This is a genomic window from Spirosoma arboris (assembly GCF_009754945.1).
In the GTDB taxonomy this organism is placed as follows: domain Bacteria; phylum Bacteroidota; class Bacteroidia; order Cytophagales; family Spirosomataceae; genus Spirosoma; species Spirosoma arboris.
In genome coordinates this window covers 199,643-224,682 of the sequence record NZ_WPIN01000014.1, presented here as the reverse complement: position 1 = coordinate 224,682, position 25,040 = coordinate 199,643, and the positions used below count along the sequence as shown (strand labels likewise).

Annotated in this window: 20 protein-coding genes and 1 other RNA gene; 6 read left to right on the top strand and 15 right to left on the bottom strand. The window is 46.8% G+C overall.

All coding sequences use genetic code 11. The annotated features are described in order from the left end of the window. Positions 1 to 37 precede the first annotated feature (37 nt). Positions 38 to 410: a transfer-messenger RNA gene (gene ssrA, locus GO755_RS29505) on the bottom strand. A gap of 222 nt (positions 411 to 632) precedes the next feature. On the opposite strand from ssrA, the gene GO755_RS29500 reads away from it, so the two are divergent. Then, positions 633 to 1,274, top strand: a complete 642-nt coding sequence (locus GO755_RS29500; protein WP_157589020.1) for a hypothetical protein — start codon at positions 633 to 635, stop codon at positions 1,272 to 1,274. Positions 1,275 to 1,311: 37 nt separating this feature from the next. Here the strand turns inward: GO755_RS29500 and GO755_RS29495 are convergent, their stop codons facing one another. The 4 genes from GO755_RS29495 to GO755_RS29480 all read right to left on the bottom strand — a co-directional run bounded on the left by GO755_RS29495 (position 1,312) and on the right by GO755_RS29480 (position 3,918). Continuing rightward, positions 1,312 to 2,283: an alpha/beta hydrolase family protein gene (locus GO755_RS29495; protein ID WP_227687132.1), complete on the bottom strand. Its 972-nt coding sequence runs from the start codon at positions 2,281 to 2,283 to the stop codon at positions 1,312 to 1,314. Positions 2,284 to 2,321: 38 nt separating this feature from the next. Beyond that, positions 2,322 to 2,984 (bottom strand): SdpI family protein, encoded by a 663-nt coding sequence (locus GO755_RS29490; RefSeq protein ID WP_157589019.1) that lies wholly within the window; start codon positions 2,982 to 2,984, stop codon positions 2,322 to 2,324. A gap of 15 nt (positions 2,985 to 2,999) precedes the next feature. Then, the gene (locus GO755_RS29485) at positions 3,000 to 3,293 is read right to left on the bottom strand and encodes an autorepressor SdpR family transcription factor (protein ID WP_157589018.1); all 294 of its coding nucleotides are present in this window, start codon (positions 3,291 to 3,293) and stop codon (positions 3,000 to 3,002) included. 127 nt (positions 3,294 to 3,420) lie between these two features. Then, positions 3,421 to 3,918 carry a DUF421 domain-containing protein gene (locus GO755_RS29480; RefSeq protein ID WP_157589016.1) on the bottom strand — a complete coding sequence of 166 codons (498 nt, stop codon included), beginning with the start codon at positions 3,916 to 3,918 and terminating at the stop codon, positions 3,421 to 3,423. 155 nt (positions 3,919 to 4,073) lie between these two features. Between GO755_RS29480 and GO755_RS29475 the strand changes: the two genes are divergently transcribed. Beyond that, positions 4,074 to 4,616, top strand: a complete 543-nt coding sequence (locus GO755_RS29475; protein ID WP_157589015.1) for a DUF6580 family putative transport protein — start codon at positions 4,074 to 4,076, stop codon at positions 4,614 to 4,616. Positions 4,617 to 4,720: 104 nt separating this feature from the next. On the opposite strand, the gene GO755_RS29470 is transcribed toward GO755_RS29475, so the two are convergent. The 3 genes from GO755_RS29470 to GO755_RS29460 all read right to left on the bottom strand — a co-directional run bounded on the left by GO755_RS29470 (position 4,721) and on the right by GO755_RS29460 (position 9,782). Beyond that, positions 4,721 to 7,384 (bottom strand): MGH1-like glycoside hydrolase domain-containing protein, encoded by a 2,664-nt coding sequence (locus tag GO755_RS29470; protein WP_317165975.1) that lies wholly within the window; start codon positions 7,382 to 7,384, stop codon positions 4,721 to 4,723. An 81-nt stretch (positions 7,385 to 7,465) separates the two neighbouring features. Further along, positions 7,466 to 8,275 (bottom strand): glucose 1-dehydrogenase, encoded by an 810-nt coding sequence (locus GO755_RS29465; protein ID WP_157589014.1) that lies wholly within the window; start codon positions 8,273 to 8,275, stop codon positions 7,466 to 7,468. A 244-nt stretch (positions 8,276 to 8,519) separates the two neighbouring features. Beyond that, complete coding sequence (locus GO755_RS29460) at positions 8,520 to 9,782, bottom strand: lactate 2-monooxygenase (protein WP_157589012.1); 1,263 nt, start codon at positions 9,780 to 9,782, stop codon at positions 8,520 to 8,522. A 514-nt stretch (positions 9,783 to 10,296) separates the two neighbouring features. Here GO755_RS29460 and GO755_RS29455 point away from each other — a divergent pair. Together GO755_RS29455 and GO755_RS29450 are read left to right on the top strand one after the other, a co-directional pair. Then, on the top strand, positions 10,297 to 10,902 hold the full coding sequence (locus GO755_RS29455) for a T9SS C-terminal target domain-containing protein (protein ID WP_157589011.1): 606 nt from the start codon (positions 10,297 to 10,299) through the stop codon (positions 10,900 to 10,902). A gap of 321 nt (positions 10,903 to 11,223) precedes the next feature. Then, the gene (locus GO755_RS29450; protein WP_157589010.1) at positions 11,224 to 11,631 is read left to right on the top strand and encodes a hypothetical protein; all 408 of its coding nucleotides are present in this window, start codon (positions 11,224 to 11,226) and stop codon (positions 11,629 to 11,631) included. Between the two features lie 81 nt (positions 11,632 to 11,712). Here GO755_RS29450 and GO755_RS29445 read toward each other — a convergent pair whose 3' ends face one another. The 4 genes from GO755_RS29445 to proS all read right to left on the bottom strand — a co-directional run bounded on the left by GO755_RS29445 (position 11,713) and on the right by proS (position 17,928). Then, complete coding sequence (locus tag GO755_RS29445; RefSeq protein ID WP_157589009.1) at positions 11,713 to 12,165, bottom strand: FKBP-type peptidyl-prolyl cis-trans isomerase; 453 nt, start codon at positions 12,163 to 12,165, stop codon at positions 11,713 to 11,715. A 121-nt stretch (positions 12,166 to 12,286) separates the two neighbouring features. After that, positions 12,287 to 15,064, bottom strand: coding sequence for a PQQ-dependent sugar dehydrogenase (locus GO755_RS29440; RefSeq protein WP_157589030.1), 2,778 nt, complete (start codon positions 15,062 to 15,064; stop codon positions 12,287 to 12,289). A 119-nt stretch (positions 15,065 to 15,183) separates the two neighbouring features. Further along, the gene (locus GO755_RS29435; RefSeq protein ID WP_157589007.1) at positions 15,184 to 16,161 is read right to left on the bottom strand and encodes a sugar phosphate isomerase/epimerase family protein; all 978 of its coding nucleotides are present in this window, start codon (positions 16,159 to 16,161) and stop codon (positions 15,184 to 15,186) included. Positions 16,162 to 16,455: 294 nt separating this feature from the next. Continuing rightward, positions 16,456 to 17,928: a proline--tRNA ligase gene (gene proS, locus GO755_RS29430; protein ID WP_157589006.1), complete on the bottom strand. Its 1,473-nt coding sequence runs from the start codon at positions 17,926 to 17,928 to the stop codon at positions 16,456 to 16,458. Between the two features lie 236 nt (positions 17,929 to 18,164). Between proS and GO755_RS29425 the strand changes: the two genes are divergently transcribed. Then, a complete protein-coding gene (locus tag GO755_RS29425) occupies positions 18,165 to 19,493 on the top strand; it encodes a hypothetical protein (RefSeq protein ID WP_157589004.1) in 1,329 nt (442 codons plus the stop codon). A gap of 280 nt (positions 19,494 to 19,773) precedes the next feature. Then, positions 19,774 to 21,348 (top strand): hypothetical protein, encoded by a 1,575-nt coding sequence (locus GO755_RS29420; RefSeq protein WP_157589003.1) that lies wholly within the window; start codon positions 19,774 to 19,776, stop codon positions 21,346 to 21,348. A gap of 92 nt (positions 21,349 to 21,440) precedes the next feature. Here the strand turns inward: GO755_RS29420 and GO755_RS29415 are convergent, their stop codons facing one another. From GO755_RS29415 to GO755_RS29405, 3 genes are all read right to left on the bottom strand, one after another. Further along, the gene (locus GO755_RS29415) at positions 21,441 to 22,412 is read right to left on the bottom strand and encodes a cellulose binding domain-containing protein (protein WP_157589001.1); all 972 of its coding nucleotides are present in this window, start codon (positions 22,410 to 22,412) and stop codon (positions 21,441 to 21,443) included. Between the two features lie 114 nt (positions 22,413 to 22,526). Then, entirely contained in the window at positions 22,527 to 23,819 is a 1,293-nt protein-coding gene (locus tag GO755_RS29410) for a Zn-dependent hydrolase (protein ID WP_157589000.1), read from the bottom strand. Positions 23,820 to 24,034: 215 nt separating this feature from the next. Continuing rightward, positions 24,035 to 24,940: an amidohydrolase family protein gene (locus tag GO755_RS29405; RefSeq protein WP_157588999.1), complete on the bottom strand. Its 906-nt coding sequence runs from the start codon at positions 24,938 to 24,940 to the stop codon at positions 24,035 to 24,037. Positions 24,941 to 25,040 lie beyond the last annotated feature (100 nt).

The following is a 25,040-nucleotide window of genomic DNA, read 5'->3' as shown; positions in this document are numbered from 1 at the left end:
CCCGAAAACTTACAGTTTTCGGGGTTTTTTGTTCTTTTTGTGGAGACGGAGGGATTTGAACCCTCGTCCAGTCAAGGAAACCAACGCGCTTTCTACATGCTTAGGTACACTTGGGATTGTCGGGAATCGGCCCAGTGTATACCAGACCAAGCGTCATCCGTAGGTGCTTTTGTCTCGTCTGTTGTCAACACCATTATCCAGACCAGCGCTGCGAGTCGATGCCTCCTGATCCAGCCAGCAGCACGTAGGCCGGGGAGACAATGGCTATTGCTTAATCCTCCGGATTAGGCAGCCATGGCGTAGTTATATTCGCCAGTTATTGTTTTGACGATTTGTTTGGGCGGGAAATACCGTCAACTCCCGGCATGCTTACACGCGACCTCAGCAAGCTGTCAATTCCAGTCGCCCCCAATTGACCATATCCTAAATAGTCCGTTTACACAGCAATTCTTGTGATATGTGTTTGAATTAACTTACTCAATGTTCATTTAGTTCAGCAGCTGGTGCATTTGCTAAGTTTCCATAAAAATAAGTAGGCTAAATTACATTATTTCAGGAAATTCTATTAACTTAATCCAGCCCTATTCGTTATATTTCTATAACTCAATCTTTACCTTGCTGCCCCTCATACGATGACCATTACGCCTTTCGAAACGAATCTCTATCAACATCTGGCCCCGTTTTTTGCGGAGCACGATTTTGTATTGTTGCCGGAAAAAAAGCAGTTTCGGCGAGCCAGTACCGGTGGGTTTCAGAACATTGTTCTGTCGTCAGTATTTTATATTGATGACACGATTCTGGACGTAAATTTTGGCGGGCGGAATGATCAGGTGGAGCAAATTGCCCAGCAATTTCTCAATAATCAACCCGACATTCGACTCGATGCCAATACGTTTTTACTGTCCATTGGCCGATTTAGCGGTTCGCACTATTCCCGCTACAAGATTCACTCCAGAGAAGCCCTGACTGATGTTTGCGAAAAAATTGAGCTATTTTTCAACAGTCATGGTTTTAATTTTCTGGAGTCAGCCTCTGTCTTATCGGCACTGGATCAGTTGCTGAATGAAGATCCAAACCAGCCCTGTCAGTATGTGTATAATCAAACGCATCGCTGTTATAAAGGACTAATTGCTGCCCGACTTAACCACAATCCGCATTTCGATGGCTTAGTGGACACCTATCGCCATTTGCTTCTCCGACTGACGCAAAACCCATATGAGCAACTGCACTTCGAGCGATTGATCGCCTATCTACAACATTACTCAGCTAACTAAGTTTTTGTCATCTCCCCTAAAGTTGAGATGACAAAAACTATTTTTTCACGAATTGAGCAATTGTCTCGACCAGACCAGGAGTCAGGGGCAAATGGGGTTGATTATAGGTTTCAATATTTGCGGCCCGATCAATAGGCGCATTTTTAAGGACGTGGTTCATCCGGTCAATTAGCACTAATGTGGCATCTGGACGAGCCGCTTTTAATAATTCAGCTTCACTGGTAGCTACCTGAATATCATGTTTTCCATTGATCAGCAATACTGGACCAACGTATTTTTTGATTTCAACAGCGGGATCATATTTCATCCAGGAAATCAGGCCCGGCTGCATTTTGGCGTTGAACATAGTCTGTAAAAATGGGTTCACTCGCTGAACTGGATATCCTTCCTTAAGCGAGTCAAGGATCACTGTTGCCAGCGAACGAAGTGTGTCGGGCAGCGCTGTTTGAAACTGCACCTTCATGACGTCGGCAATATTCCGTCCGGGCCCGGCAATGGAGATATATTTAGCCGCTTTTGTCTGCCTTGCTGCCAGCATACCCACTAGCGAACCTTCGGAATGCCCCGCTACGATAACTTTAGAAAATCGCTTGTCGGCCTGTAGTTGCTCAATAAACCCAACAGCATCGCTTACATAATAATTAAATCGGTGCTTTTCAGTGCCTATTGCGGCAACCGCTGCTTTCAGATTAGTGCCAGAATAGCGCTTGTCGTATCGGGCTACGGCTATGCCCTGACGAACCAGGCTATCGGCCAGCATTTTGAAGGCGTTCGATTTAAAGCCATAGGTACTGTTACAATCGCGATCTGTTGGGCCAGAACCGGCAATGAGTAATACCACCGGTACCGCTTTATTTTGGTTGTCGGGTACTGTCAACGTACCATCAAGCGTTAGATCGGCCCCAGCCGGAGCTGTGATTTTGTAGTGAATTGGCTCTTCCGTTTGCGCCAGTGCAAGGTGGTAACCAGCTACCAGGAAAAAAGCGGATGTAATAAAACGATTCATCATTGAGAGCAATAAATAGAACAAATGGTTCTGGTAATTAATCAGTTAAGTTGATGCGCTTTCTCCTGCCGATAAAAAATGTAGGAGTAGATAACGGGAATGAGTATTGTAATCGCCAGAACGCCCATGATAGAACCTATTTTATAGGACGTGGGTACAACCAGGGCCAATACGGTAATTAACAGCCCACCTCCTACCATCAGCCGACCACCCAGCCGATGTGTTTTACGCCAGACGGCATCACTTTCTAGCGTCCAGGGCGTGCGAATACCCACAAACCAGTTGGGCTTTACCGTAATAAGGTAATTACCCATGCCTGCTAACAACAATCCGACAAGCGCCAGAATCACCTCGGTTGATACCATACCATCGGTTGGATGACCAGCCAAATAAAACAACCAGCCCATGATAGCGGCAAATAGGAGCGTTACCGCAAAACGTAACTTCTGATAGTTCAACGTTTTTAGTTGTCCTCTGGGGTCGAGCGCAGGTAGAAATCGAAGAACCAGGTAGAGAAACACGGACAGTCCACCAATGAGTAAGGCAGCCGTTTCTTTTCGTTGCCAGTCGTTTGGGTTTCCGTGTAAATCATAATGAATGGCAATTTCGGCAGGCAGTTGATTCCAGATAGTTCCCAGATAGGCAAGTGGAGCCAGCATAATGGCAATCATCAGAATTTCGATTGACGTGGAATTTGTTTTCATGATTGATAAGGAGGTTTAACGGGGTTGTTGTGTTTTTTCGGTCGTCGACGTTTCAGTTTTCTGGAAGCTCATGAGCCAGGCCAGTAGCTCGTCGAGTACGGTGGTGTTGAGGGAATAATTGATAAACTGCCCTTGCTTAGTGGCTTCAACCAAACCAGCCTGCCGCAGCAGATCGAGGTGGTGCGAAATACTGGGCTTCGTCATATCGAACCGCTCGGCAATCTCACCGGCGTTCAGGTCTCCCCCACGCAGCAAGTCCAGTATTTGCCTGCGGGTAGGATCATTTAAGGCTTTAAAGAGGTTATTCATCAGGCGACTGTTAAACTGTTAGGCAAATATCTAATTAATCATTTAGACAACTATCTAATTAAACAAATAAGGCTATCTTTAATGATGAATGGTCATTATTCGTGATGATCGGAGAATGGTTAGCGATTTATTTGGAGATAACACTAATATTCCCACTTCCTTCAATGTAGCAGGCTTTCACATCAGCCACTTCATCGACTCCCTGCTCACGAAGCATACCTTGTAATTCGGAAGCCGAGATCAGTTCCTTTTTCATATTCTGCCGTTGCATCACCCCGTTTTTAATGAGTAAAACAGGATCGGGCTCCCCTATTTTGCTGAAGAAAACCGACCTGTAGCCAAGCCAGTTAATGGCATAATCCCAAAAGACTAGTATGCCAACGAGCACAAATCCCTCCGTTATAGACGTGTATTCGCCCGCCATTGAGTTTTGAGATGCATCCGAAATAAGCGTAATGAGCAATAAATCGCTGATACCCAGCTGACCAGCTCCGCGCCTGAAAAAGCGGATATAAGCAAAGCAGAACCAGTAGGTAATTGTACCCCGAATAAGTATTTCCCAGAGCGACATACTGGGTGTAATCATTTTCTCCCAATCAATAGAAGCAAGCAGTAAGGTATACATGAGTTATTTCCAGCTAATACTGGTAGTATGAACCGATTCTGGTAACTGTAGTTTAGTTTGCGATCATCTTTCTCCAGAGATGTAAATTGGACTTGGCCGTATCTGTTTATGGAGTTACCTTTGCTAAACGTATAGTATATTCCCTTGATATTACCATGAAGCCGCTTCAAATTCGTTTACTTACGCTTACAGTCCTTGTTCTTGCTACTGCTTTGTTTCGTTTAGTACCTCACTGGCCGAATTTCACGCCCGTAGCGGCTCTGGCCCTGTTTGGTGCAGCTACGTTTGAGCGTAAATGGATTGGCTTGATAGCTCCATTTGCGGCTATGCTGTTGAGCGACACGCTGATTGGTTTTCACGGCAGTATGGGCGCTGTTTACATCAGTTTTGGCCTGACGTGGCTGCTGGGCCTGTTTGCGTTACAGCGTCCAACAGCAGGACGCATTGCCTTAGCTTCAATTACTTCTTCGCTCCTGTTTTTCCTGATTACTAACTTCGCGGTATGGTATGGTAGTACATTTTACCAGCAAACAGCCGCTGGTCTGATGACCTGCTATGCTGCTGGCCTGGCCTTCTATAACGGTACTTCCTTTTTCTTGAATGGCGTGGTGGGAGACCTGTTTTTCAGTGGTCTGTTGTTTGGTGGCTATTACTTACTCCAGCAACGGTTTCTGGTGCTTCGGCCAGCACGGAGCTAACAATTTATAGCACGGGTAGAAACCTTGGCTACAACAAACAAAAGAGAGCGGTTTTGACGAACCGCTCTCTTTTGTTTTCCATTGGTATTCCTCGAAGGCCCTTCCTACTTCAAACTTCCATATTTTCGGGTAATCAATTCAGCTACCAGACCTGTCCAGCCAGTTTGGTGGCTGGCTCCAACACCCCGACCGTTGTCCCCATCGAAATATTCGTAGAATAGCACATAATCCCGAAAATAAGGGTCCTGATACTTCGGATGCTGACCGAATGTAGGTCGATTCCCGCTGGCATCGGCCGTAAATAGGCCGATAAGTCGATTGGTTAGCCCACGAGCTACGTCCTTTAGGGTAACCTGTAGGCCTGACCCAACAGGATATTCGACGGTAAAATTATCGCCAAAGTAGTCGTAGAACCGGGTCAGGCTTTCAATGATCAGGTAATTGGTAGGCATCCAAACCGGCCCTCGCCAATTGCTATTTCCCCCAAACATCCCGCTATCGCTTTCCGCGGGCGTATAGGTTAACCGGAAGGTGGTATTATCTAGCGTGAACTCGTAAGGATGATCCCGGTAGACTTTCGAGACCGCCCGGATACCATGCGGACTCAGAAACTCATTCTCGTCGAGCATTTTCGTTAAGAGCGATTTCAGTCGAAAACCCCGCAACAGACTAAGGAGCCGTTTTTCATCTACTCCCTTTTCAGTATAGCGTGATACCTGGTTATACAAATCCGGTCGGTGACTCTGAAACCAGATCATTCGTTGTAAAAATGCGGGGGTTGCTTTCATCAATGCATCATCCAGCACCTCCACAGCAAACATCGGAATAAGTCCCACCAGCGTCCGAACACGCATTCGTTGAACACTCCCATCGCTCATTCGAAGTTGATCGTAGAAAAACCCATCGTCTTCGTCCCACAAGCCCATGTGATCCTGGCCTATGCTCGTGATAGCGCCCGCGATATACAGAAAATGATCAAAGAATTTTGTGGCCATTTCGTCGTAGACCTGATCATGACGAGCCAGTTCCAGTGCAATACGCATCATATTCAGCGCATACATGGCCATCCAGCTTGTCCCATCAGCCTGCTCCAGATGGCTGTTATCCGGAAAAACAGTATTGCGATCAAACACTCCAATGTTGTCTAATCCGAGAAAGCCACCTTCAAAAATATTGTTACCTGCTTCATCTTTTCGGTTTACCCACCACGTAAAGTTGAGCATCAGCTTATGAAAAATACCCCGCAAAAATGTCCGGTCCTCTTCGCCGGGCGGTTTTCGCTCCAATTCCAGGTGGTAGATACGCCAGGCTGCCCACGCCTGCACGGGCGGGTTCACATCAGAGAAATTCCACTCGTAAGCTGGCAACTGACCATTAGGATGCATGAACCATTCATTGGTGAGCATCATAAGCTGCTGCTTGGCAAAACCGGGGTCTATCACCGATAGGGTTACACAATGAAACGCCCAATCCCAAGCCGCATACCAGGGATACTCCCACTTGTCGGGCATCGAAATAACGCCTGCATTGATGAGTTGCAGCCACGTATGATTGCGGCCCTGTAACCGTTCGGGCGGTGGTGGTGGGTGATGTTGCGACTCTACGCCCTGATCGCCAGCCAGCCAGCGCGATACATCATAATAATAATACTGCTTACTCCAGAGCATGCCTGCAAATGCCTGCCGTTGCACTAATTTTTCATCGGCAGTCGCTTCCTTGGGATGAATATGGGCGTAAAACGCATCGGCCTCAGCCTTTCTCTGCCCGAGAATATGGTCGAAATCGGCGAAGGGTGCCACCAGATCAGCCACCATCGTTCCAGGGGCTTCGAGTCGTAGACGAACTGTTACGGAGCTCCCCGCATTAATTGTCAGTGTATAATGCGCAGCGGCTTTAGTACCTGTATGGGCTGGGTTGACGGTATCGGCACCCTGTACTACATAGTCATTAATACCATCTTTTGGATAGCGCGAACCGGAGTGCGTATTGTAAAGCCGAACCATGTTTGTTTCGTTTTCACAAAACAGCCAGTCCGGCTTCCCGTCGGCATGAAGTACGTAGCGCCCTAAGTCCGAATCTTCAACCGATACTGTTCCATTGGGTTGCCATATCAGCGAAGGTCGATAATTGGGCACCCCGTCGGAGTCATCGCCAAATATCCATGTATTTCTAAACCAGAGTGTTGGCAAGAGGTGTAAGGTGGCTGCTTCGGGGCCGCGATTATGCACCGTCACATTCATTAAAATATCCTTCGGGCCTGCTTTGGCATACTCGACAAATACATCGAAGTAGCGATCCTCATCGAAAATACCCGTGTCAAGCAATTCAAATTCGGGCTCCAGACGAGTTCGTTGTCGGTTTTCATCGACAAGCCATTGATAAGGGTAGGCTGCCTGCGGGTATTTGTAAAGCATTCGCTGATACGAATGCGTTGGGGTGTTGTCTATGTAATAATAGAGTTCTTTAACGTCTTCGCCGTGATTTCCCTCACTGTTCGTCAGGCCGAAATAACGCTCTTTTAAAATAGGATCTTTCTCATTCCAGAGCGCCAACGCCAGACAAAGCTGTTGCTTATCATCAGAAATGCCCGCAATACCTTCTTCGCCCCAACGATACGTATAACTACGGGCCATATCATGCGTCGTATAATTCCAGGCATCGCCATTGGAACTATAATCCTCGCGCACAGTACCCCACTGGCGATCAGAGACGTAAGGGCCCCATTGTCGCCAGGTTGGGTCTTCTAAGCGTTGTTGTTCGATTGTCACTGTATTGAATTATGATGTAGGGTGTATGATTTAGGAGCTATCAATCTCATATTTCCTATATCATACATCATATATAACCGATCACCCGCCCGTAGAAAAGCCTTCGAAAACGGTCATGCCGCCGTCGATGAAAATGCTGGCTCCGGTGATGTAATCAGATTGATCAGAGGATAGGAACACGGCAAGGTTGCCGATGTCCTGAGGTTGACCGATGCGGTTGTAGGGAATCAACGACATCAGACTGTTCAGTGCCTGAGGTGTTTCCCAGGCAGCCCGATTAATAGGGGTTTGAATGGCTCCAGGGCAAATACTATTGACCCGAATTTTACGATCGCCATACTCCTGCGCTAGTGACTGCATCAGCATTTTAATGCCCCCTTTTGAGGTTGCATAGTTCGCATGTCCACCCCAGGGAATTAACTCATGAACGGAACTCATGCAGATAATTTTTCCGGTAGCAGCTGATACTTCCGGGCGCGGTCCCCGACGAAGAAATTCCCGGATAGCCTCGCGGGCGCACAAAAACTGCCCGGTTAGATTAACACTAATAACGGTATTCCACTGATCGAGCGTCATCTCATCGAACTTCGCATCGCGTTGTAAACCCGCGTTATTGATTAAAATATCGACCGTACCGTATTGAGCCACAACGTCGGCAAATAACTTGATAACCTGATCTTCTTTACTGACATCACACAAGGCTACGATTCCCACTCCGCCTGCGTCAGTGATTTCTTTTAAGACAGCGTCGGCTGCTGGTTTTGTAGCCTCAACGGGATAATTCACGACAACAGTAGCTCCGGCAGCCGCCAGCGACTTCGCTACGCCTGCTCCAATACCACTACTGGCTCCGGTGATAATGGCAATCTGTCCCTTTAATACCTGATCCATACCTTTCTAACGATGTGTTTGTTTATTGGTAAGTCGTGGCTGATCCATTTGTTTTAAAGAGACACTTCATCTAGTAACCAATAAAGCATGTTGATCAGACTTATCAGCGGCAAACTACAAACGATTTATGGATTATTACCTGAAATAGGTCTGTCTGAATGGCCAGATTAAATGAATTTAATATTTCGGAATGGAAATCTGGAGAACATTATTGGGCATTCGGAAAGCGCTCGAAGACCTTTCGTTAACTAAGACGGAGGCTGTCGGTAGTAAGCTCTGCCAGGGTCTTATAGCCACTTAGGCCCAGTGTCAGTTCCAGATCTGCCAGTAAATTTCGAATCACAGTTTCAACTCCACGCTGTCCTTCCAGCGCAAGGCCATAAACGTAAGGACGACCCAGGCAAACGGCTTTAGCTCCCAGGGCAAGTGCCTTAATCACATCTGCCCCACCCCGAATACCACTGTCAAGCAACACAGGTAATTGCCCATTTACAGCCGCTACTACACTCGGAAGTGCTTCAATGGTACTAATTGACCCATCTACCTGCCGCCCGCCATGATTAGAAACAATGACACCATCCATACCGTAGTCCACTGCTTTACGGGCATCGTCAGGGTGTAAAATTCCTTTGAGTAGTATTGGTAATCGGGTTTGCCCGCGTAAAAACGCCAGATCGTCCCAGGTGATGGTCGGATTACTATAGATGCCCGAAAACAATGAAACAGCCCCCATGGCTCTCCCTGAGCGTAGTTTATGCAGAAATGAACCTGTTGGATACCGTCGAACAGAGCCCAGCAAATTCCTGAGGGTCGTAGTTGTTATGGACGGACGGGCGGCAGGTGGGCGTTGAAGAAATTCGTCCAGAAGTTGTTGAAAAACCGGATCAGAGGTATATTGAGCGAGACCCTTGCCATGCAAAAATGGCAGATGTCCCAGTGCCAGATCCTGCGTTCGCCAGCCAAGCATCGTTGTATCAAGTGTCAGTACTATGGCGCTACAACCACAGGCTTCAGCTCGTTTGACAAAGCTGGTTACTAAATCGCGGGAGCGGCTCCAGTAGAGTTGAAACAGGCGCATTGAATTACCCATAGCCTCTGAACATGCTTCCATCGACACCGATGCCTGATTTGAAAAAATGAACGGCACGCCTGTTGCCATAGCCGCTCGCGCTACCGCTAGGTCAGCCTCTGGATGTGCCATTTCCAGCACGCCGATAGGCGCTAGCAGAATCGGCGAGGGTAGTTTCTGACCCAGCAATTCGATACTAAGGTCTGGATTCTCTACGTTTCGGAGCATCCGGGGCACAATTTTCCAATGTCCAAAACCCTTTTGATTCGCTAAAATGGTTTGCTCACTCCCTGCCCCTCCCAGAATATAAGCTGCTGCTTCGGCTGTCATTTGGCGACTGGCAGCTTGCTCTAATTGAAACGCGTTGGGCGAAATTTTGGAAACTTGTCCCGCAAAGCCATCCAGATAAATTTTCCGTTGCCAATCTAAAGCTCCCATCCGTTTCGTGAAGTATAAATAAGTTGTTTTTAAGCAAAAGTACCTGACCTCAAAAATATAACTATTTCTATAAAAATCCTGCAAAACTCCAAGTAGTACTATTTTCTCAATAATGGTATTTTACAATAATAAAATTGACTCTTCCATCGATCTTAGATTGGCAAAGGTTAATCTGGTATGCGTCAAAAGGGTGGTTTTCCCTATTTTTTACCCGAGTTAACGGCAGTTGGTTTACTTATGTATTTAACTGTTTTTCACAAAATAGAATAATATGACTAAAAAATAGACTTTCAAATTCAAAAAATCCTATTATTTAAAATTATTAGAAAAATACAATTCATACGTTATTTATAGGGACTTGTTGTACTTTTTTAATAATCGCCCTACTAAACCTATAGCAAATTGTGTTTTTACATGAATATTCATCTATAACAGGCTGTAAACGGACTTACCTATTGCATTAAATCGTGTTTACCCCACACCTTTGTAGCGGTTAAAACAAAATTTCAAACCAATGAAAAAAATCCGTTTATCAATCGCTGTACTCTTGTCAGTATGGAGTCTAGCCGGCACAGGAGTTGCTAATGCAGACAATGGTTCAGGAATGGGTGGTGTGAAAGTTGAGAAGTCCGAACAAAAGAAAGTACGTGTTTATACAAAGCCGGGGGCACCCGTTGACGTGGCAATCATTGATGCAGACGGCAACGTTCTCTACCGGGGAATCATCACCAAAAACAACCAGAAGGCAACCTCGTTCAACCTGAACAGCTTACCCGATGGTCAGTATTTTCTGACGGCTGGCAACAACGCCTGGTGGATGTCGCAAGGGCTTACGATTAAAGCCAACTCGGTAAACATCGACGACCGCAACCTGCAACAAGTTGCTGAGCCAACGCTGACTGCTTATGAAAAGAACAAGATCGAAGTCGTGTTGCCTTCTAAAAACGTAGAAGAATCAACTGTAGCTATCTACGATCCTCAGAACGTTCTGGTACAAGTAGATTCTTTCAAAGGCACAACTCGCCGATTCGATTTATCTAGTTTACCTGCTGGAGCCTACACATTTGTGGTTGGCCCAAATCAGAAACAATTTACGACTCGTATTGACATTCAGCACTAAGCTGAATTCGACGGCGACTCGCCTTTACGAAGTTCATTACCCACTCTCAACACACGTGGTCAGTCTTTTCGGACAAGCCTGGCCACACCACTAATTCTGCCCGCTGCCTTCTTACGAAGGCAGCGGGCTTTTTTTGATTTTAACAGCAGCTTAAATCGGAGTTTACACCATCCCCACTACCTCGGAAGAGTGCCAGTTGAGCTTCATATTTTTGACCGTTCGTTCAAAAGTTAGCCCGTTAATCAACAGTTAGTGACTTAATTTACCAGTAAAGTCCAACCATTTCCCAGACGGTGGATAGATGCAGAACCCAATCTGTTTATGGAAGATTTTACGCCGGATCAACGTACTGGCATTATAAGAAGCTATTGCAACATGGCTCAGGCACTCAACGAGTATCAGGTAGTCCATTGGCCAGAACTATCGCATGAGCAACATTTAGACCTCAATGCTTATCAAAATAGCCTACTCAATCGGGCTCAGGATCTTCAAACGCTGGCAAGTCGGCCGGCCTTTGTCGATGTGACCGAAATGGCAGAGCGCATTCAGCAGGCTACTGCCGATGCTCAATCAAGCCTGAAACATATCCACAATTTGCCCCTTGCTTTAAATGTAGGAGCGATCACTGTTGCCTTAGCGGCCTATGTGGCTCGCGCCAATTTACGGGGTATCCAAACCGCCCTCCGTGAGTTGAGCGAATTGCTGCTCTTAGAAAAGAAAGCGGAGTAAACTAAGATTCTGAAATAACTGAAGTGGGTGAACTGACTTTACGTTTAAAGTCAGTTCACCCACTTCAGTTATTTCAGAATCTTACAAAATCAATCCGGAAGGCGATTTTACGCCAACAAGCTCAACTTCGAAGGTAAGCTCCTGGCCCGCCAGCGGGTGGTTTGCATCGAGCGTAACGTTCGTTTCTGTAAGATCGCGAACGATGACCGGGATAGGCCGGGGGTTGCCATCTTCATGCATATTGAGCGTCATGCCCACTTCAAGTGGGATATCATCCGGAATATCTGAACGGTTCAACGTGAAAATCATTTCTTCGTTGGCAGGTCCATAGGCATCCTCTACCGGAATGTTAATGGTTTTCTTTTCACCCTGATTCATACCCGCCACTCCTTCATCGAATCCTTTAATCACCTGGCCGCTACCAACTGTAAATTCCAGTGGTGTACGTCCTGCTGATGAATCAAATATGGTTCCATCGGTTAGGGTTCCTGTGTAATGCACCTGAACGGTGTCACCAGATTTTGCTTGTGCCATAATACAAGTGGTTTGTTGTAAACGCTTCGCAAAAATACCGGAACTTCCGACAAGAATTTGCTTCTACGTTAATTTTTACCAACTCGCTACTGACATTAAAAGTTTACACCGAACGGTCAAACTACTGACTTACTGATTCCATAAACTTAATACCCGCCACCGTCATAAGCGGTTGAATCGCTTTGGCTTTATCGTTTTTAAAGACGAAGTAAACGTCGTGAATGCCCTCTGTATCTTTTAGTGCCATTTTAACTGAAGGAGCAGGTCGCCTGAATCGAGCGGGACTTGCCGCCGAATTAGGCGCGCCCGCTGTTGCCGATGCACTAGCTGGTGGCGTAGCTGCACCCGATTCCATCTGGGCCATTAGCTTGGCCATATCGACTTCAGGTGCCAGTTCGACATTGGCTTCACCAATAAGCGGCCCCGTAGGTGAATTCAAGTGCGCTTCGATGATGCCTCCCGAACTACCTTCGCGTCGCTGGGCAGAAGCGCCAAAATCCAGTTGTTTGATACCCGTTAGATCGAGACGATGGAAACCAATATAGCTATTGGCGTAGGGAATGACATTCATACCTTTACCCATACCCCGCGCTTTTAAATCAGCTCCGAGAACGACAGACGCATCTGAGGCATTCACTTGTGGACTACGCAGCACGATCATGCGTTCGGATGTTTGTGTGGGAACGGTTTTGCCACCCCGGTCGGTATAAGCAGCCCGCACCAGCACCGAGCCCTGTCCGTTATCACCTTCTGGTACTTTGACGCTATAACTCCCCTGTATCGGCAGCGAACTGAATGTCTTCTCGTTTACATTCAGGATATACTTCACAATAATTTCGGCATCGGCTACCGACATTGCTGGGTGACCAGGCATGGCAACGTCACCCCATACCCCTACTCCACCATTCCGAATTTTCTTGACCAGTTGATCGGTTGCTCCAGTATTACCTTTGTACTTTGTTGCGATAGCGGTAAACATGGGACCAACCGATTTTGTATTCACCTGATGGCAAACTTTGCAATCACTCTGGCTAATGAGCGTTTGTGCAACCGCATACTGGGTGGATGCATCGACACTTCGCTGGCTCTGCATAACTTCGGCATAATCGAACCCTTCTGAGGTATAATCAATGCTCATGGCCACTTTTTCGGGCGCAATTTTACCATTGCTCAGGCTACCATCTTCCTTATCGTCCACACTAACGACGTACCGAATGGGTTGATCTGGGAAGAAAAACGTTTTATTGCTGGTCAGGTTAACCGCCACCGCAGGTGGCTCATTTCCCGCAATTAGCTTCATCGATTTGCTGTTAGCGGCTCCTTTTGAGTCGGTTACTGTTAGTGTAGCCGTATAGACACCTGCTTTTTCCAGTTTGATTTCAGGTTCAGCAACGTTGAAGACCTGAGGGGTCATTCCAGGGGCCGTTATCTTCCACTGATAGGTCAGTTTGTCACCATCGAAATCTTTCGTACCATTAGTTAACAGCGTTAGATTCAGAGGAACGGTGCCTCCTTTTTTACTGGCTGATACTTCGACAATGGGTTTCCGGTTACCGCCATTGTACTCAATCCGAACCAGCTTGGCATTGTCGCTTTTACGGAACCAGTTACTACCATATTCCAGTGTATATAAATCCCCATCAGGACCAAACTTCATGTCAATGGGCTCAACAGGGTGATAGTTGGGCAATACACGCTCCATCGATTTATAATTACCCTCGGCATCCATCGTGACAGCCATAATCCAGCCCCGCGAGAAATCGGTGATAATCCATTTGTTCTCGTAATAAGCAGGCCAGGGCCGTTTCGCACCTTTAAAATCAGCCTGATGATAAACTGGTCCGCCTGTTGCAGAACGCGATCCTGTACCCACTAATGGGAAATCTTCAGAAACGCCATAGGGATAATAAATAAACGGCGGTGCTACAGGTGGCAACTCCTTTAAACCCGTGTTATTTGGCGAATTGTTAATCGGCTTAGTCGGATCTTTTTTCTCTAATGGCTTTTTCTCCGCGTAGTCATAGACCGGGAATGGCTGATTGTTCCCTACAAACCAGGGCCAGCCAAAATTGCCTGGCTTTCGGGCCTGATTCAGTTCGTCATATCCGCGGGGGCCAATCTCTGAGTCGGCAGTGGCATCGGGCCCAACTTCGCCCCAATAGATGTAACCCGTCTTACTATCAATTGATATCCGCCAGGGATTGCGGTGCCCCATCGAATAAATTTCGGGCCGGGTCTTGGCTGTCCCCTTTGGAAACAGGTTACCCGTCGGGATGGTGTAGGTACCGTTGGCTTCGGGATGGATACGCAGTATTTTACCCCGCAGATCCTCCGTATTCCCAGCGTGCCCCTGATCGTCCCAACTACTGCGACCAGGTCGCTCATCGGTTTGAGCGGCCTGCTGATTACCCGTATTATTACCAACCGTTAGGTAAAGATTACCCGCTCGATCCCAGGTCATTCCCCCGCCGGTATGACAGCATACTTCACGCTGAGTGGGCACTTCGATCAAAACTTTTTCTGAGTTATCGACCAGTTTATTATCCCGTAACTCCCATCGCGTCAGGATGTGTTTTTTCTCGGTCGGATGGGCATAATATAAGTACACCCAATGGTTGGTTGAGAAATTCGGATCAAGACTCATTCCCATCAAACCTTCCTCCGCTTCCGATACCTTACCCTCCGCCGAGGTATATTTTGTGTTAACCGGAATCGTCGCAATCAGGTCGACCGTTTTGGTAACCGGGTCGTATTTCTTAAAGCCCCCTTTTCGCTCAATAATATAAGCAGTCCCATCTTTCAGCACCTCGAACGTCATTGGTTCGTCAAGATCATCGGCCACGACTACAGGGGTAAAGCGGCTCTCATCGGGCTTTTGGGATGGTGAATCGTCCTGCATCACAAAAGACGCTAATCCAAGCACCAGCACCGCCTGCAGGGAAATTGACAGTGGCCAGGCAAAATGCTGGGGCCACTTCTTTCCGATCAAATTTATTTTTTTCATAACAACTCGTCTGATCAGGCTTGTAGATTTTTCAGGTACGTATAACTGGTTGTAATACTCTCGATAGGCTGAGCCGCCATGTCCTGCTCCACAAAGAAGTACTTCAGTCCAGCCGTTTTAGCGGCTGCAAACGCACTTTTAAAATCTACGACTCCATTGCCTACCTCCGTAATCGTTTTCAGATCAGACTTGATATCCTTGGTATGCCAGAGCGGGAAACGGCCCGGATGCTCCTGAAATAATTTAACGGGGTCTTTACCCGCCTTCACAGCCCAGGCAAGATCTAACTCCATCTTAACCAGCTCTTTGTCTGTTTGCGAAAGGATTAAATCATAGGGTGTTTTCCCACCTTCAACGGCATCAAATTCGGTGGCGTGGTTATGATAGGCAAACCCGATACCCGCTTTTTTACAAGCCTCACCCGTTTTCTGAAATACCTCAATGGACTTCTGAATCTCATCGAGCGTGGCCACAGGGGTACTGGCACAAACCAGATAAGTCAATCCCCCTTCACCCGCTTCGTCAACGAGCTGCTGGTAGTTATCTCGCAGGCTGAGCATGGGAGGCATCTTGGAAAAATCCATCGCCGGACGTGGATTGGCACCACCTGCTCCTTGTCCTCCACTTGCAGTTCCGGTTGCGCTGGAGGGTGGTGTTGGCCGTGGACGGAATGGTGCGCCCATAGCATGGTGAGCCCGCCATGTCATACCCAGTCCTTCGACCACTTTTTTAAATTCCTTTGCGGTATAGCCGTAATAGCCACCCCTTAAACTAAAAGCCGATTCAACTTCCTTATAGCCCACGGCTGCCACTTTTTCGAGGGTTCCTTTCGGATCATCGCTCATAGGCTTAAACAGCGTAAATAACTGAAGCCCAATTGGGCGGGGAGCTATGGCAGAAAATAGGGAATCGGCCTGAGACAATTGGGGCAAAACAAGACCGCCTAATGTTAAAGCTCCGGCATCACGAAGGAACGAACGTCTGGTACTCATAGGTATACGTTTGGGGTTTAAACAGTCTATATGGATGAGCGATATTCCGGCATAGAAATACCTCCTCATGGTAAGACCATAAATTCATGAGTCAAAACAACAGTAGTTCGCTCACTCCCAAAAACGCAATAGACCGGAGCCCGGAAAAAATCGGCAGATCACCCATTTCAACCGATGAATGGTTGGCTAAATTATAGGCTACCAGGTATAATCAAAAAATGGTCAGATATTATCAAGAGTTGCTAAACTAGACCTGACAATACCTGACCATTTTTTGACTACCCTTACCTATTTTTAATACGCCCGGGCAAACACGACGCGCCCTTTCGAAGGTTTGCCTGAATACACACAAACGCCTTCTTCGACTTCCTGATCGAACGGAATGCAGCGAATAGTGGCTTTAGTGGCTTCTTTAATGGCTTCCTCGGTTTCAGATGTCCCATCCCAGTGAGCCATCAAAAAGCCTCCTTTCTCAATTTGTTCCTGAAACTGCTCGAATGTATCGACCCGGAAAGTATTGTCTTGACGGAATGTCCTGGCTTTCGCGTAAATAGTCTGCTGGATATCATCCAGCAACGCTTTAATACGCTCAGTCAGGCCGTCAAACGAAACGGTTTCTTTAGTTTTCAAATCGCGCCGGGCTATTTCGACCGTGCCATTTTCCAGATCACGACCGCCCATTGCCAACCGAACCGGAACACCACGCAATTCATACTCGGCAAACTTCCAGCCGGGTTTGTTGGCATCCGAATCATCATATTTCACCGAAATTCCTGCTTTTTTCAATTCCTGAATCAGCGGTTTCAACTTAGCTGTTAGTTGTTCCAGTTGTTCTTCAGTCCGGTAAATTGGCACAATAACCACCTGAATAGGGGCCAGTTTTGGCGGTAACACCAGTCCATCGTCGTCGGAGTGAGCCATAATCAAAGCGCCCATCAACCGGGTCGAAACACCCCAGGAAGTACCCCAAACGTAATCCAGTTGATTCTGTTTGTTCAGAAACTGCACGTCAAACGCCTTCGCAAAATTCTGCCCCAAAAAGTGCGACGTACCGGCCTGAAGCGCCTTGCCATCCTGCATCATAGCCTCGATACAGAGCGTATCTTCGGCTCCGGCGAACCGCTCATTGGCTGTTTTAGCGCCTTTGATGACCGGTACAGCCATCCATTCTTCGGCGAACGTTGCGTATACATCAAGCATTTGCTGGGTTTCGGCTTGTGCTTCCTCAGACGTTGCGTGAGCTGTATGACCTTCCTGCCAAAGGAATTCGGTTGTTCGCAAAAAAATTCGTGTCCGCATTTCCCAGCGCACTACGTTGGCCCATTGGTTAATGAGCAATGGCAGGTCACGATAAGATTGAATCCAGTTTTTGTACGTGCTCCAGATTACCGTTTCCGAAGTAGGCCGTACAATCAATTCTTCTTCCAGTTTAGCCTCAGGATCAACAATTACTCCCGAACCATCTTCAGCATTTTTAAGCCGGTAGTGCGTTACAACGGCGCACTCTTTGGCAAAGCCTTCTACGTGCGACGCTTCTTTACTCAGGAATGACTTCGGGATAAACAAAGGAAAATAAGCGTTCGAATGGCCTGTTTCTTTGAACATATCATCCAATGCTCGCTGCATTTTTTCCCAGATCGAAAACCCATAGGGTTTGATAACCATACAGCCCCGAACGGCTGAATTTTCGGCCAGGTCAGCCTTTTTAATTAATTCGTTATACCACTCGGAATAATTTTCACTACGGGACGGAATTGCTTTTGCCATGTTTTCACTCGTCAGGAATGATTAAGGGTAGTCAGGGATTGTCCTGACCATATTTAACTATTCTTAACTTTTTTTTTAAGACGGATTAAACCTTTATGTATAAAATGGAATCTAACTAAAAGATAACTTGCAAAGATAGGTTTTTACTCTATTTTTGTAATCAAACCCGTCATTCCAGTGTTATATATTGAAATGGCAGTTTATATGACACTTTGTTACTTTAATTCCCTTGCCAAATGAAAACGCAACGACTATATTCTTACCTGACGTTGGCCGCTCTGCTTAGTATCTGGGGGTGTACTTCCAGCCGTCAAACTGCGCAGAACACCAGTGAAGCGGATGATCTGTATGGTGTTTCTGGTAACGCGCCCGTATATGCCAGCAATCGGCAGTCGGATAGTTACAGCGGTCAGCAATCAAGCCGATCTCTGCAACGTTACGACCGCCAGCAGCAACGCTCTCTTCGGAATGCCAATCCCGATTATGTGGACGATCAGCAATACGGTACAAACGGAACCAGCAACACGGATGAGTATTATACCGAATTGAGCGCCCGTAAACTAAATCGGGGGCTTTCGCCTGATCCGGGCTGGAACGATACCGGAACGAATGCCTATAACTCAGGCTTCGTGAATGGCTACAATGCCGCTACGACCTCAGCTTATAGCTGGAATCGCTGGGGTTTCAACAATACCGGCTTCTATAGTGGCCTGGGCCTTGGCTTAGGCATGGGTGCTTTTGGAGGCTATGGAGGTTATGGTTACAACAGCTTTGGTATGGGCTTCGGAAGTCCGTTCTACTCACCATTTGGATATGGCAGTGCCTTTGCATACAGCCCATTCGGCTATGGTTCATTTTATGACCCCTTCTATAGTTCATATGCGTATGGCTATGGCGGTTATTACAGCCCATTTTATTCTCCCTTTTACGGAGGAGGTTATTATGGAGGCTCGTACATCAATAATGCTTACGTAACGGGAGCCGATCCATATCGTACTCGGACGTACGCCAGAACCAGTGATCGCTCATCGGGTCGTTATTCATCCCCTTTCGATAACTCAGCCCGTACGTACAATCCAAATGGAGGTCGTACAAGTGCCAGCACAGGTTCTACATCGAGAAGTGATAGCTACTACGCTCGCCCCAGCAGTGGCAGCAATCGGGGTAGTTATTACTACGATAACAGCTCGAATAGCAATGGCCGAACAAGCACCAGCACGGCAGCACCCTCTTATAACAGCAATTCAGGCACCAGTAACAGCGATTACTACGCTCGCCCACGGGAGAGCAGCCGGGGTAGCTACACACCATCGACTAGTGGTTCCAGCTATAGCAACAGCAACAGTGGTGGAAGTCGAAGCAGCTATCAGCCAAGCTACCAACAACCCTCCTATCAAAGCAGTCAGGGTGGCCGGAGCAGCTATCAGCCAAGCTATCAACAACCCAGCTATAGCGCGCCAAGCCGTAGTTTTAGTACGCCAAGCTATAGTGCCCCTAGTTCGGGGGGTGGCGGCTTCTCCGGTGGTGGTGGTCACTCAGGCGGTGGCGGCCGTGGTCCACGCTAACATTTATTAAATTATAAATAAAAAATCCCCGCTAGTTAGGACAATTAGCGGGGATTTTCGTTTTGTATGTGTTGTGCCACCTATGTATTTATAACAAGACAATTAAACGTTTATTCGTTTATCTGTTCTAAAGGGAAGTTGGTTACAGGTATTGAGTTAGTAGGCTATATCCAGTGCATTGTATATCACTAACTTACTAACTCAATAGCCTAATAATCTATAACCAGCGCCCCGGCATACATAGCGCATTCCACCAATCGCTTTATAAAGCTTTATGAATATGACTAAACATTCCTTTTTTACAGTAGCCTTTGTAGTCGCATCTCACCTGGCCTTTAGTCAGGGAGCAGCTTTTGATTATGCTGACGATGCTTTCCGTTATTCTGATTTTAGTCAGAATGGTACGGCCCGCTTTCGAGGCATTGGTGGTAACCACGCTGCTCTGGGTGGTGATGCCAGTAACCTGTCGGGTAACCCGGCGGGATTAGCCTTTTACAACCGGTCTGAGTTGAGCATTAGTCCAATGTTTACATCGGCCAATAATCAAAGTACGTTTTTAGGGCAACAGACAACAGGCAGCGGTGGCAAAGTCAGTATTGGCCAATTGAGCCTTATTTTACCCGGTAAAGTTAACGGTAGCAGTCGTTGGCGTCGGACCTCTTTTGGTGTTGGTTATTCACAGTCAACCAATTTCTTCGATTACATAGATGCACGCGGGTTAAATAACAACCCAAATTCATCCATTGCGCAGACGTATATTAATTCGGCCAATTCGGCTCAGTATAGTGAAACCGAGCTAATTAACGGATTTTATCCAAATGACCGACAGGCTGATTTTAAAGAGGCTGCTGCTTATGGATTGTATCTGATCAATCCTACCACAACAACAACACCGAGTTACTCAGGGCCGCCTTATACACGCTATGATGCCACTACCCAAAAAGATCAGCGCTCAACCATCAACCGGTCGGGTGCGCATTCACAATGGACACTGGCCTATTCAGGCAACTTAGATGACAAACTTTATATTGGTGGCTCAATTGCCCTGACTCACCTAAAATATACATCGGAAGTTATATTCCTGGAAACCCCCGTGAATGGAAAAACTTTTGCAAACTATGGACAGACAAATGGTCTAAACATAACTGGGAGTGGGATAAACGCATCGCTGGGGGTAATCTATAAACTAATTCCCCAACTACAGATTGGTGCTACGTTCATTTCACCCACGTTCAGTAGTGCCAATGAAACGTTTAGCCAAACCTTGTCGGCGGTGGCCAAAGATCCTAATCTTCACCTGACAACAAATTATGTGGATGTGGTTGATCCATCCAATGATTTCACCTATTCACTGCAAACACCCTTACGGGCGTCTGGTGGTGCCACTTACTTTATTGGAAATGGCAAAATTGGCTTCCTGACTGCAACTGCGGAGTACGTGAATTATCAGGGCATGCGGGTGCGCACCTCTTCCTTCACCAATCAACAGGATAACATCGATTTCAGAAATGATGTGAAGCGGTTTGTTCAGGAAACCTATCAAAACGTGGTCAATGTACGGGCAGGTGCCGAAATCCGAGCGGGATTACTTCGCCTACGGGCAGGGGTTGCTTATTTGCCCAGTGCCTATAAAGTTGATCTGGATCGGGTAGCCAAAGCCGACCGATCTAAATTGCTGCTCTCCGCTGGATTGGGCGTACGAAACGATCGTTTTTTTGCTGACGTATCAGGTTCTTACCTAACATACAAATCAGGCTACTCGCCCTTCGAATTGCCCAACAGTGCGGATACGCCGACAGTTGCGACCAACAATCGTAGCGCCAATCTGATGTTGTCGCTGGGTGTGTTTTTCTAACAAAGTCTTTATAGCTTAAACAAACAAAGACGGCTCTGGTCCGCCTTTGTTTGTTTAAGCTATTTTATTAATTAACGGCAAACGAGCATTCACTATTTCTCCAGAAGCACCTTCACAATTTGACGCTGGATGGGCGTACTCACCTGCAACAGTAGCAAGCCATTCACCCCTTCACTCACCACCAGGCGCTGTTGTTCTACCGATCCAGCCACCTCCAGCAAGCGCTCACTTACTACTTTTCCCTGTAAATCTGTCAGTTGAAAGCGTAGTGGTTGGCTTTCGGCGCCACGAACTTCAACAGCCAATTCAGTACCCCGAACCGGGTTACCTAATACCGTCACGCTCAGGTTGGGCTCAGTCAACTCCGTTCCGACTCGGGCACCCGCACCAGGTTCGGTGCCGTACACCCGCTGACTCGCCAGATACACTACCACCCGATTGTTTTCACTCATCGGACTACTGCCATTATGATACGAATAGTCATTGCTCTGATTGAAATTGCTCCAGTCCTGCTTAGCAATTCGATACTGAATGTTGCCTATACCACTCAAGGGATACAGCTTGCTCAGATTGGGAAATGTGATTTCCAGATACGTATCGGCATTGGCCAAGGGTGGATTGATCTTTATAAACTGGCCTTTCACGTTACTATTGCCCAGCATGGCATAATCCAGATAGAAATTCAGTGAGGGTGTACCGTCCGAGGTGAAGTAGTAACGCACTTTCAGATCACTATAATTGACTGGTACGTTACCCACATTGTTGAGTTGCAAGTATGTACTGATCGAATTGGTCGTGGTCGAACTTTTATTCTCGGTCGAAATCTTCAGGCTCTGCACCGTATTGACAGTAGCAGGTTCGGTACCCCAGATCAGCATGCCATTTCGATAGGCGGTAATTCGACTGTTTTTAGTATAACTGCCATTGTTGGCGTACGAATAATCGTCAGCCTCATTGAAGTTGGTCCAGTCCTGTTTGCCTATACCGTTCTGAATCGGTCCCGAATTACTGTTGTCAGCTAAATTGCCAGCAGTAGCCAGAAAGCTATATTCGAGGTAACCCAAGGCACCCTGGCGTGGCTGAGGCAGTTCGACATCATAGTTTATCGGGCAGTTGTGTCAGTTAACTCATACAGAAAACTGATTTGGTAGCTGATAATTTCCCGATTTTTTCAGGTTTCACTCCCGATCAAGCGCTAACAACGTTTGCAGTAACACATTGGCCCCATTGCCAATATCAACCCCTTTTGAGAATTCTTTGGGTGAGTGGCTGATACCACCTACACTGGGGATAAAAATCATGCCCACCGGTGCGATTTGCGCCATTTCCTGCGAATCATGCCCGGCCCCACTTTGCATATAGCGGTACGAAAAGCCCATTGCTTTGGCTGCACTGATGATTTTGTCCTGAATCGGTTTAGCCGTAAGGGCAGGGGTTACTCCTATGGAAGACTGCGTAAATGTGATCGTCGTTTCTGAGGCTTTGGCAATTTCCTTGGCTTTTGCTTCTACTTCATGAAATAACTTCCAGATTTTATCATGCGATAAATCCCTGATTTCCACCCCTAGAATCACCTTTCCCGGAATAACATTATACGCACCAGGCTCGGCCACAATTTTACCAATAGTCCCCACTTGTCGGCCTTCATGGCTTGTTATCACCTCATTCAAGGCAACAATCAGTTTTGCAGCCGCCAGTAGCGCATCGCGTCGGCTATTCATAGGCGTTGTACCAGCATGATTGGGCACTCCTTCAACCGTTGCATCCCAGTGTTCAATCCCGACAATCCCTTCGACCACACCGATCTGTAGATTTTCGGTCATTAAGATGCCACCTTGCTCAATGTGCAGTTCAATAAAGGCAGCCACATCGCCTTTTTTTCGAACTACTTTACTGAGGCTATCTGGATTTCCGCCAATAGCCCGAATACCGTCGGCTATCGTCAGCCCGCTTTGGGTCACCGATTTCAATGCAGCTGGGGTGATTTTACCAATTAGGGCGCCACTACCGACCGTACCACCTTCTTCATTGGCAAAAATGATCAGCTCCAGAGGGTGTTCGGTAACGATGTTATTTTCGTTAAGCGTCTCAATCAGTTCCAGTCCGCTAATTGAACCAACGGGGCCGTCGTAATTGCCTCCATTCGGTACACTATCGATGTGCGATCCAAAGGCGATGGGTTTCAAGGCTGGATTTTTCCCTTTTCGTCGGCCAATGAGATTGCCCGCGAAGTCAATCGTTACGTCGAGTCCGGCTTTTTTCATCAGCCCTATAAAGTAGGCCCGGCCTTCCTGATCGGCCTTGCTATACGCCACCCGCCCTATTCCACCGTTGGGGAGTTCTCCAAATTTTGATAGTTCCAGTAGCCGAGTCTGAATCCGTTGCTGATTGATTTTCAGATTGTTTGTCTTTATCTGGGCAATAGCCAACGATGAAGTCAGAATTAGACAACCAAGTAGTGCATTTTTCATAGACAGGTAGAATAAGTACTATTTATTGAAATTGATGATCAGAATGTAGGCTATAAATGGATTCATTGCTTTTGCAGAAAGTGATACGCGTCTTTTCGTCCGTTTTAATTCATGACTCAACATGGTTCAGTTAGCTTGACGACTTGGTTGTTAGCCAGCACCAACTATAGATAATTGGTGACGATATCATGTCTACAGTTTTTTCAAAAAGCAATTCACTGGCCACGCCATAAAAATCGCATGGCATTGTTATAAAGTATATTCTCTTTGTCATGCTTAGTCAGGAAAGGCAGGCTATTCAGAAAGTGAATAGATTTTTCAATGGCATAGGGCCAGATCATCTGGTCAGAACCGAACATGACTCGGTTTAAATAGCCCGCCTGTTTGGCATTTCTCAAAAAGTCAGTAACATATCGCTGGCTTAGCGGTTCAACCCATAACATGGCTCCTAAATCGGAATACAATTGGGGATAATAAGCCATCAGCCTAAGCGCATGTTCATGCCAGTCTTCGCCAGAATGCATGATATAAATCCGAAGCTTAGGATACTTGACAAGCACATCTTCTATCAGGTAAGGATCGCCTAAGGTAAGACGTGCCCTGGGTGACCAGGAGCCGGTGCCGCCTGGATCACCGCCACCGGTATGAAGGGCTACAGGAATATCATATTTCTCACAGATGCGTAAATAAGGCTGCCAAGAAGCGTCGTTGAGAGTAGTACCGCCATAATAAGCCCCCACTTCGCCAAAAACTTCAATTTTTTTGTCCTTGATCAGTTGCTCAAAACGTACACTATCCATCCCGTAATCATGGGCAGAATATATTAAAATGCCCCTGATGATACGATGGTCACTGTCTTTAGCCACCCAGTTCTCTACACTTTCTGGATTACCGCTTACCATTGCTTTTACGATATTGTATTTTTTGAATGCAGCAAAGGTGGCTACCCGGTGTGCTTCCGCATTTACGGAACCTTTATGTCCATAATAATCGGTAGCTGGCTCCCGTCCACCAAAGTCACTATCGGTGTAGGAATGAATGTGCATGTCAATAATTTTTGTTTGGGCCTGTGCAAACAAAAACTGGAGAAGCAATGCGAGTAAAGTAATCGTTCTGTTCATGAGTAGTTTTTATACTATGGCGTGGGCAAAGGAATAAATAGCAGCAAATAATAGCCAAGGTATTTGTATGCCTTTTCCATTTTTCTAATTTTTATTGGCC

Coding starts and splice junctions, on each gene's coding strand:
- GO755_RS29425 (WP_157589004.1), top strand. CDS start 18,165: ATGAAAACGCAACGACTATATTCTTACCTGACGTTGGCCGCTCTGCTT.
- GO755_RS29440 (WP_157589030.1), bottom strand. CDS start 15,064: ATGCAGGACGATTCACCATCCCAAAAGCCCGATGAGAGCCGCTTTACC.
- GO755_RS29495 (WP_227687132.1), bottom strand. CDS start 2,283: ATGATGAATCGTTTTATTACATCCGCTTTTTTCCTGGTAGCTGGTTAC.
- GO755_RS29500 (WP_157589020.1), top strand. CDS start 633: ATGACCATTACGCCTTTCGAAACGAATCTCTATCAACATCTGGCCCCG.
- proS (WP_157589006.1), bottom strand. CDS start 17,928: ATGGCAAAAGCAATTCCGTCCCGTAGTGAAAATTATTCCGAGTGGTAT.
- GO755_RS29445 (WP_157589009.1), bottom strand. CDS start 12,165: ATGGCACAAGCAAAATCTGGTGACACCGTTCAGGTGCATTACACAGGA.
- GO755_RS29420 (WP_157589003.1), top strand. CDS start 19,774: ATGACTAAACATTCCTTTTTTACAGTAGCCTTTGTAGTCGCATCTCAC.
- GO755_RS29455 (WP_157589011.1), top strand. CDS start 10,297: ATGAAAAAAATCCGTTTATCAATCGCTGTACTCTTGTCAGTATGGAGT.
- GO755_RS29435 (WP_157589007.1), bottom strand. CDS start 16,161: ATGAGTACCAGACGTTCGTTCCTTCGTGATGCCGGAGCTTTAACATTA.
- GO755_RS29485 (WP_157589018.1), bottom strand. CDS start 3,293: ATGAATAACCTCTTTAAAGCCTTAAATGATCCTACCCGCAGGCAAATA.
- GO755_RS29460 (WP_157589012.1), bottom strand. CDS start 9,782: ATGGGAGCTTTAGATTGGCAACGGAAAATTTATCTGGATGGCTTTGCG.
- GO755_RS29465 (WP_157589014.1), bottom strand. CDS start 8,275: ATGGATCAGGTATTAAAGGGACAGATTGCCATTATCACCGGAGCCAGT.
- GO755_RS29405 (WP_157588999.1), bottom strand. CDS start 24,940: ATGAACAGAACGATTACTTTACTCGCATTGCTTCTCCAGTTTTTGTTT.
- GO755_RS29475 (WP_157589015.1), top strand. CDS start 4,074: ATGAAGCCGCTTCAAATTCGTTTACTTACGCTTACAGTCCTTGTTCTT.
- GO755_RS29490 (WP_157589019.1), bottom strand. CDS start 2,984: ATGAAAACAAATTCCACGTCAATCGAAATTCTGATGATTGCCATTATG.
- GO755_RS29480 (WP_157589016.1), bottom strand. CDS start 3,918: ATGTATACCTTACTGCTTGCTTCTATTGATTGGGAGAAAATGATTACA.
- GO755_RS29450 (WP_157589010.1), top strand. CDS start 11,224: ATGGAAGATTTTACGCCGGATCAACGTACTGGCATTATAAGAAGCTAT.
- GO755_RS29410 (WP_157589000.1), bottom strand. CDS start 23,819: ATGAAAAATGCACTACTTGGTTGTCTAATTCTGACTTCATCGTTGGCT.